The organism is Bradyrhizobium sp. (genome assembly GCF_017881085.1).
Lineage (GTDB): Bacteria > Pseudomonadota > Alphaproteobacteria > Rhizobiales > Xanthobacteraceae > Bradyrhizobium.
This window is the reverse complement of sequence record NZ_JADGRI010000286.1, coordinates 1-7069: the sequence shown is the minus strand read 5'-3', so window position 1 is coordinate 7069 and position 7069 is coordinate 1. Positions and strand designations below refer to the sequence as shown.

Sequence of the window (7069 nt, the reverse complement as noted above, 5' to 3'; positions counted from 1 at the left end):
ATGCTCGGGCTTGATGATTTCGCGGAACCGCACCGGCACAATGGTCGGGTTTCGCCGTGAGGCGCCGACGTCGATGCCATGGCCGGCGATCGGATCGAATGGATAGAAATTCATCACGTCCTTGCGCGACTGGCAGTCGATCCAGTCGATCGAAGGCTCAACCGCCAGTTGGCGAAGGTGATTGCGGAAACCCTGCGAGGCGGCGTGAAATCCGACGATCGGGAAATTGCCGCCGATCGTCAGCAATACGATGCGCGGCCCGTGCCGGCCGAGCACCGGATCGAGCTTCAGAGCGCGCGCCAGAATCTCGGCGCCCAGGAACGATCCCGAACTGTGGCCGACGACGACGATCTCCTCGGCGTCGCTCTCGCGCGCGAGGTTGACGAGATATTGGGCGAAACGGTCGATACGCTCGTCCCATTCCGGCCGCTGGCGGTGGGAGAATTGCCAGGTCCAGATCGTGTCGGACAGGAGATAGAGCAGGTAGGTCTGGTTTTCGGTGTATTTCAGCACCGTGCCCAAAAGCGCGACGAAAACGATGACCGCCGCCGCAATGCCGAACAGGCTGGGAATACCGAGCGCGTTCGATCCCCTGGCGATGGCGAGCGCGACGCCGAGACTGCACAGCGCTTCGGCCAGCAGCAACAGATGCGGATAGGTGATGAAGGTCGCGAACCGCCAGTTCGCCTTCCAGAAGCGCGCGATGGTGCCGCGGAACACCAGCCGCCAGTAGATCCAGATCGCCCGCAGCACCGTGCCCAGGATCGGCGCGGCAAGGTCGCGCTGGATCAGGTCTTCAAACCGCAGGAAGTCGTAGCTGGTGCGGGTTTGCCAGTCGCTCGCCTTGGTCTCGATGGTCCAGGACGCGCTTTCGCCGTCGGGGGCGGTCTGCGGGCGGCTGATGGTGGTGGCGAGTTGGTACAGCCGGCCGAACTTCCGCAGTTCGGTGCGGAACATGCGGTAATATTGCGCAAGGCCGCGCGGATCGTATCCCTGCACATAGACGATATGGCGGTGCTGAACGCGCACGTTATTGATGATCCCCGGGCTAGCCGGGGGACTATATCAGGCCGCGTAACCGGCCAAGAGCTATTTCGGCCCCTGCCGGGGTGGCTCGAGGCCGAATTCGCCTAATATTCATTACTGTTGCAGGGGAGCGACGTGAAGCCCAGCTTGCATCCCGCCGTGGGGCGCGCGGTTCGGCCGTTACTGGACGTCGAGCGGTTCGGTCCCGGTGACCTGGCCGGACGCGTCGGTGGTGATCTTGTCGACCCGCGCCTCGGCCTGCCGCAGCAGTTCCTCGCAGCGCCGTTTCAGGGACTCGCCGCGCTCGTAGATGGCCACCGATTCCTCCAGCGGCACCTTGCCGTCCTCGAGTCGCTTGACGATCGATTCAAGCTCCTCGAGCGCCCGCTCGAAAGAGAGCTTCTTGACGTCCACAGGGGTGTTTTCGACCATATAGTGTGTTCCCGGATGCGCGGCTGCCTGCGACTTGAACGAATCTATGCGGACGTAGTCTGGCGCGATTCCGCGCCCATCAAAGCGGTGACGTGCGCCGCGACCGACTCCTGCAGGCCCTGCAGATCATAGCCGCCCTCCAGCACCGAGACAATTCGGCCGCCGGCGGTGGTCTCCGCGAGGTCCATCAGCTTGCGCGTGACCCAGTCGAAATCCTCCGCCTTCAGATTGAGCGAGGCCAGCGGATCCCGGTAATGCGCGTCGAAGCCGGCGGAGATCATGATCAGTTCGGGGCTGAATTTTCGCAGCTGCGGCAGGATGATGTGCTCGAAGGCGGCGCGGAACTTGGGGCCGCCATCTTCGGAGGCCAGCGGCGCGTTGACGATGGTGTCGTGCTCGCCGCGCTCGCCGGAGGCGCCGGTGCCCGGAAACAGCGGCATCTGGTGGGTCGAGCAATACATCACGGTCGGATCGGCCCAGAAAATATCCTGGGTTCCGTTGCCGTGATGGACGTCGAAATCGACGATGGCGGCCCGCGCGATGCCGTATTTGCGCTGGGCATGACGCGCGGCAATGGCGACGTTGTCGAAAAAGCAGAAGCCCATCGACTTGTTGATCTCGGCATGATGGCCGGGAGGCCGCACCGCCACGAAGGCGTTGTGATGGGCGCCGGACATGACGGCGTCGGTGGCGGCGACCGCGCCGCCGACCCCGCGCATCACCGCCTCCCAGGTGCCCGGCGACATCGAGGTATCGCCGTCGATATAGATCAAGCCGCTGGTCGGCGCGATGTGCCGCAGCTCGCCGACGTAATGTTCGTTGTGGCAGAGCGTGACCAGATCGAGGTTGCCTTCCGGCGCCTCGCCGCGCACCAGGCTGTTGAAGCGGTCCTGCGCCAGCACCTGATTGACGGCGCGCAGCCGGTCGGCGCGCTCCGGATGTCCCGGAGGCGTCGCATGTTCGAGACAGGCCGGGTGGGTGAGAAGAAGGGTCATGCAACGTCCTGGCGCGTGAACCTCGCGCTTTCGAGGAGGGGCTAACTTAAGGGTTCGCCGGCCGCTGGGAAAGAGCGGAGCGGCCCTGCATGGCTCGCATTTCAGTTCAATCGCACAATGCGATCGGTTGCCGCGGGCGCGATCGGGCTATGGGCCTGGAAATAGGCGTAGAGGGCATCGACGTCATAGACGCCAAATCGCGGCACCATGCCGTCCTTCAGTACGGTAAAGCCATCGCCCCCGACCGCGAGATAGTTGTTGACGGTGACGCGGTAGCTCGCCGCGGGATCGATGCGCTGTCCGTTGACCGACATACGGTCGGCGATCACGTGCTCGCCATACGGCTTCTCGGCGTCCCAGGCATAGGAAAAACCCCTGGAGACCTGCAGGATCCGAGGCCGCTTCGGGTCGAGCCATTGCTGCTCCAGCATGTTCTTGATCTGCATTCCCGTCAGCGTCAGCGTGACCAGTTGATTGCGGAACGGCTGGCTGGCGAACAAATCGGCATAGGCCACCGCGCCATCCTCCTTGCCGGGGATATCGGTGCGGATGCCGCCCGGATTGGTGAGGGCGATCACGGCGGCGCCGTCGGTCTCAGGGCTGGTCGCGGCCAGCTGGGCATCGGCGATGATGTCGCCGAGCACGCTCTCGCCGGCGTCGTTGGGCACGCGTGACAGCGTTGCCGTGATCGACCCCGCGTGGCGGTTGGCGATCGGCGCGGCCACCTTGTCGTAGGCGGCGAGCAGCGCGGTCTGCTCGGAATCCTTCGCATAGGTACCGGTGCGGACGATGACGTTGTCAGCCCTGGCGCTGATGACGTCGCGGGTTGCGGAATCGAGCTTCAGGTCGATCGCGGTGACGAGGGTGCCGAACTTGTCGCCCGAGGTGACCAGCCGTCCGTCGATCTCGCAGACATAGGCGCGGTGGGTGTGGCCGCTGATCACCACATCGACCGCCTTGTCGAACTTCCTGACGATGTCGGCGATCGGCCCGGAAATCCCGGGGCATTCATTGTAATCGCCGGTCGGAAAGCCGCCTTCGTGGATCAGGACGACGATGGCCTCGACGCCGCGGGCCTTCAGTTCCGGCACCAGCGCGTTCACCGTGTCGGCCTCGTCGCGGAATTCAAGCCCCGCGACGCCCTCCGGTGAAACGATGCCGGGCGTGCCTTTCAAGGTCAGGCCGATGAAGGCGACTGGAATACCCTCGAACTCCCTGATCTCGTAGGCCGGGAAGATGGTCTTGCCGGTTTTGGTGTCGAAGGTAGAGGCGGCGAGGTAGTGAAACCTCGCGCCGGGAAACGGATGCGGTCCCTGGCATTTGTCGATTCTGTGGCAGCCGCCGTTCTGCATCCGCAGCAATTCGTCCTTGCCCTCGTCGAATTCGTGATTGCCGACCGCGGATAGATCGAGCCCCATCATCGACATCGATTCGATGGTCGGCTCGTCGTGAAACATCGCCGACAGCAGGGGGCTCGCGCCGATCAGGTCTCCGGCTGCGACAAAGATCGTGTTGGTGTGCCCCTCGCGCAATTGCCCGACCAGCGTCGCCATGGTCTCGGCGCCGCCGGCCGGCACCATGATCTTTTTGGTCTTGTCGTCGGGGTCGGTGATTTGAATCCCGCCCGGCGGCGGCCGCAGATTGCCGTGGAAATCGTTGATGGCGAGGATGCGCAGGTCGACCGGGGCGGCCTGCGCGAGGGCGCGCGCAGACGGATCGAGCGCAATGAGCAGCATCAATGCTGCGAGGATCGGCGAAAGCGAAGGTCTCATGATCTTATTTTACGCGCATGACCGGAAATGCCGCCAATTTATTCGTCATGGCCGAGCATAGCCGTCCAGAGGACGGCGTCGCTTCCGCTCGCCTGTGCCCGGCCATCCACGTCTTCTGTCTGCACCCTCGTCAAGACGTTGTTGCCCGGGACAAGCCCGGGCATGGCGAGTACACTAAAGCGGCAAGGCAACGAATTCACGAAGGCGATGCGCGTTCACGCCTTTTTGCGCGAGAAGAAGGCCTTGAACGCGGCGACCGCCTCCTTGGAGCGCATGCGCTCGCCGAACAGATGGCCCTCCTGGTCGATCCGGCGGGTCAGGTCTTCCGGCGGCGTCCGCAGCAGCTTGCGGGAGATCGCGACCGCCTCTGCCGGCAGTGCGCAGATTTCCCGCGCTACCTTGCGCGCCTCGGCCTCGGTGTGACCCGGCGACACCACCACGTTGACGAAGCCGGCGACGCGGGCATCCTCGGCGCTGACCGTGCGGCCCATCACCAGCGTCGCAAAGGCGCGCTGATATCCCATGGTGCGCGGCATCAACAGGCTGGAGGCGCCTTCCGGCACCAGTCCCAGATGGATGAAGGGTGTCGAGAAAGCCGCCGTCGTCGAGGCGAGCACGTAGTCGCAGTGGAACAGCATGGTGGTGCCGATGCCGATCGCGATGCCATCGACCGCGGCGATGATCGGCTTGACGTTGTGGGCGAGCGAATAGAGGAACTTCGTCGCATTCGATGCCCGCGGCGCGTCGGTATTGGAAGTGCCGTCTTTCAGGAAATCCTCGAGATCGTTGCCGGCGGTGAAGACGCCGGAGCCGCCGGTGATGATCATGCAGCGAATATTCGGATTGTTCTGCGCAGTGTCGATGGCCTCGCTCATCGCGCGGTACATGTCCTGGGTGATCGCGTTCTTCTTTTCCGGCCGCCGCAGCTTGATCATGCGCGTCGCGTCTTCATCGGTGACGATCAAATGGCCGGACATGAGGCGGTCCTTGGGCATGGCAAGCGGCAAGCGCTGCCGCTGGCGAGTCTTCAAGACATATCCTACATCATCTCCACGACGCTCCAAACCGGGCCGGGGCGGTTTTCAACGGTGGCTGATTGACGCGCACGAGGACCATGCGATGCAGTTAACGGGGATTCACCATCTGACCGCGATTTCGGCAAAACCGCGGGAAAACCTGGCGTTTTACACCGGCCTGCTCGGCATGCGGCTGGTCAAGAAGACGGTCAACCAGGACGATGTCAGCGCCTATCATCTGTTCTACGCCGACGGAAAGGCCAATCCGGGCACCGATCTCACCTTCTTCGATTTTCCGGCGGCCCCCGAGCTGCGCGGAACCAACAGCATTTCCCGCACCGGCCTGCGCGTCGCCGGCGAAAAAGCCCTCGGGTTCTGGCGCGATCGCCTGAAGCAGGCGGGCGGCGTGACCGGCGAGGTGATCGAGGTCGACGGCCGGCTGACCTTGCCGTTCGAGGACGGCGAGGGGCAACGCCTGGTGCTGGTCGACGATGGCGGTGCGGGAACGGCCTCGCCATGGGAGAAGAGTACGGTGCCGGAAGAACACCAGATCCGCGGTCTCGGCCCGATCATGCTCACCGTGCATGAGTTGTCGCGGACCTCGATTGTGCTGACCGAAGTCATGAACATGCGTCACGTGCGCGACTATGCCGCGCACGGAGCAGATATTCATGTGTTTGCGATGGGCGAGGGCGGTCCCGCGGCCGAGCTGCATGTGCTCGAACAAAAAGATACGCCGCCCGCTCGGCAGGGCGCGGGCGGCGTGCATCACGTCGCCTTCCGCACGCCCGACGCGACACAGTATCACGCCTGGACGCGGCGGCTCAACGAACTGCGGATTCCCAACTCCGGCGAAATCGACCGCTTCTATTTCCGCAGCCTGTATTTCCGCGAGCCCAACGGCATCCTGTTTGAAATCGCCACCGACGGCCCGGGCTTTGCCGCCGACGAGCCGATGGCATCGCTTGGCGAGAAGCTGGCGCTGCCGCCATTCCTCGAACCGCGCCGCGCGCAGATCGAGGCGGGGCTGAAGCCGATTGAGTGAATCTGTTGGGTGGGTTCGCGAAGCGTAACCCACCAACTTGTCACGGCATCGCGCTTGCGAGGGTGGGTTACGGCTTCGGCTAACCCACCCTACAAAGACTTTAATGGAGACCGATCGAACTTGTGGGGAGCACTCCGACCTCATCCTGAGGAGCGCGCCCTTGCGCGCGTCTCGAAGGATGGACGCGAGTGGTGTGCTGCCATATCCTTCGAGACGCTTGCTTCGCAAGCTCCTCAGGATGAGGTCGGTGTATTTCTCAGGCAAGCATTCCCGTGTTTCGCGGCGGAAGCCGGCTCCGGAAGAGAGCTCAGCATCCCCTGCAGATGCTCATGATCTTGCGATCGATCTGCTTGTCTTCGTTGCTCACATGCGCCTTGGCCGCCGGGCGATGCGATCCCTTGGCCAGACGCGTTCGTTTCGTCCTTAACGCTCGCCGAACATGGACAGGCCGATAGGAATAGGCCGGCGAGGACGATCGGTAACCGCTGGACGGCGCCAATGTCGGCGGCACGACCGGAGCAATCGTCGGCTGCGGCAGCGCCGGCACTTTGGCCGCGTTGCCGATGCCGCTGGGATCGCGGATCGAGCCGTTGAGGCCGTTGACGTTGCCCGGCCCCGGCGGAATGCCGCTGACACCGGCGTCCTGCGCCGGCAATCTGGCGACAGATGCCAGTAGACACAGCGCGGCAACGCTCACGAATATCGCTCTGCCGGTTATCCAGCGGCGAGAGAACATTGGAACTGGCTGCGCGCGGTTCATCGCAAGGCTGATCCTGTTCCGAC

Annotated in this window: 7 protein-coding genes; 1 reads left to right on the top strand and 6 read right to left on the bottom strand. The window is 63.8% G+C overall.

What is annotated here, in order from left to right:
* The 5 genes from QZ213_RS22075 to QZ213_RS22055 all read right to left on the bottom strand — a co-directional run.
* The coding region (locus QZ213_RS22075; RefSeq protein WP_291688215.1) for a hypothetical protein at positions 1-1029 on the bottom strand (1029 nt) is incomplete at its 3' end.
* 177 nt (positions 1030-1206) lie between these two features.
* The gene (locus QZ213_RS22070; protein ID WP_291688214.1) at positions 1207-1458 is read right to left on the bottom strand and encodes an exodeoxyribonuclease VII small subunit; all 252 of its coding nucleotides are present in this window, start codon (positions 1456-1458) and stop codon (positions 1207-1209) included.
* 44 nt (positions 1459-1502) lie between these two features.
* Positions 1503-2453: a histone deacetylase family protein gene (locus tag QZ213_RS22065; RefSeq protein ID WP_291688213.1), complete on the bottom strand. Its 951-nt coding sequence runs from the start codon at positions 2451-2453 to the stop codon at positions 1503-1505.
* A gap of 101 nt (positions 2454-2554) precedes the next feature.
* Positions 2555-4189 carry a bifunctional metallophosphatase/5'-nucleotidase gene (locus QZ213_RS22060; protein WP_291688216.1) on the bottom strand — a complete coding sequence of 545 codons (1635 nt, stop codon included), beginning with the start codon at positions 4187-4189 and terminating at the stop codon, positions 2555-2557.
* Between the two features lie 251 nt (positions 4190-4440).
* Positions 4441-5202 (bottom strand): crotonase/enoyl-CoA hydratase family protein, encoded by a 762-nt coding sequence (locus QZ213_RS22055; RefSeq protein ID WP_291688212.1) that lies wholly within the window; start codon positions 5200-5202, stop codon positions 4441-4443.
* Positions 5203-5344: 142 nt separating this feature from the next.
* Here QZ213_RS22055 and QZ213_RS22050 point away from each other — a divergent pair, with 142 nt between their 5' ends.
* Positions 5345-6286: a ring-cleaving dioxygenase gene (locus QZ213_RS22050; protein ID WP_291688211.1), complete on the top strand. Its 942-nt coding sequence runs from the start codon at positions 5345-5347 to the stop codon at positions 6284-6286.
* Positions 6287-6593: 307 nt separating this feature from the next.
* Here the strand turns inward: QZ213_RS22050 and QZ213_RS22045 are convergent, their stop codons facing one another.
* The gene (locus QZ213_RS22045) at positions 6594-6983 is read right to left on the bottom strand and encodes a hypothetical protein (RefSeq protein ID WP_291688210.1); all 390 of its coding nucleotides are present in this window, start codon (positions 6981-6983) and stop codon (positions 6594-6596) included.
* Positions 6984-7069 lie beyond the last annotated feature (86 nt).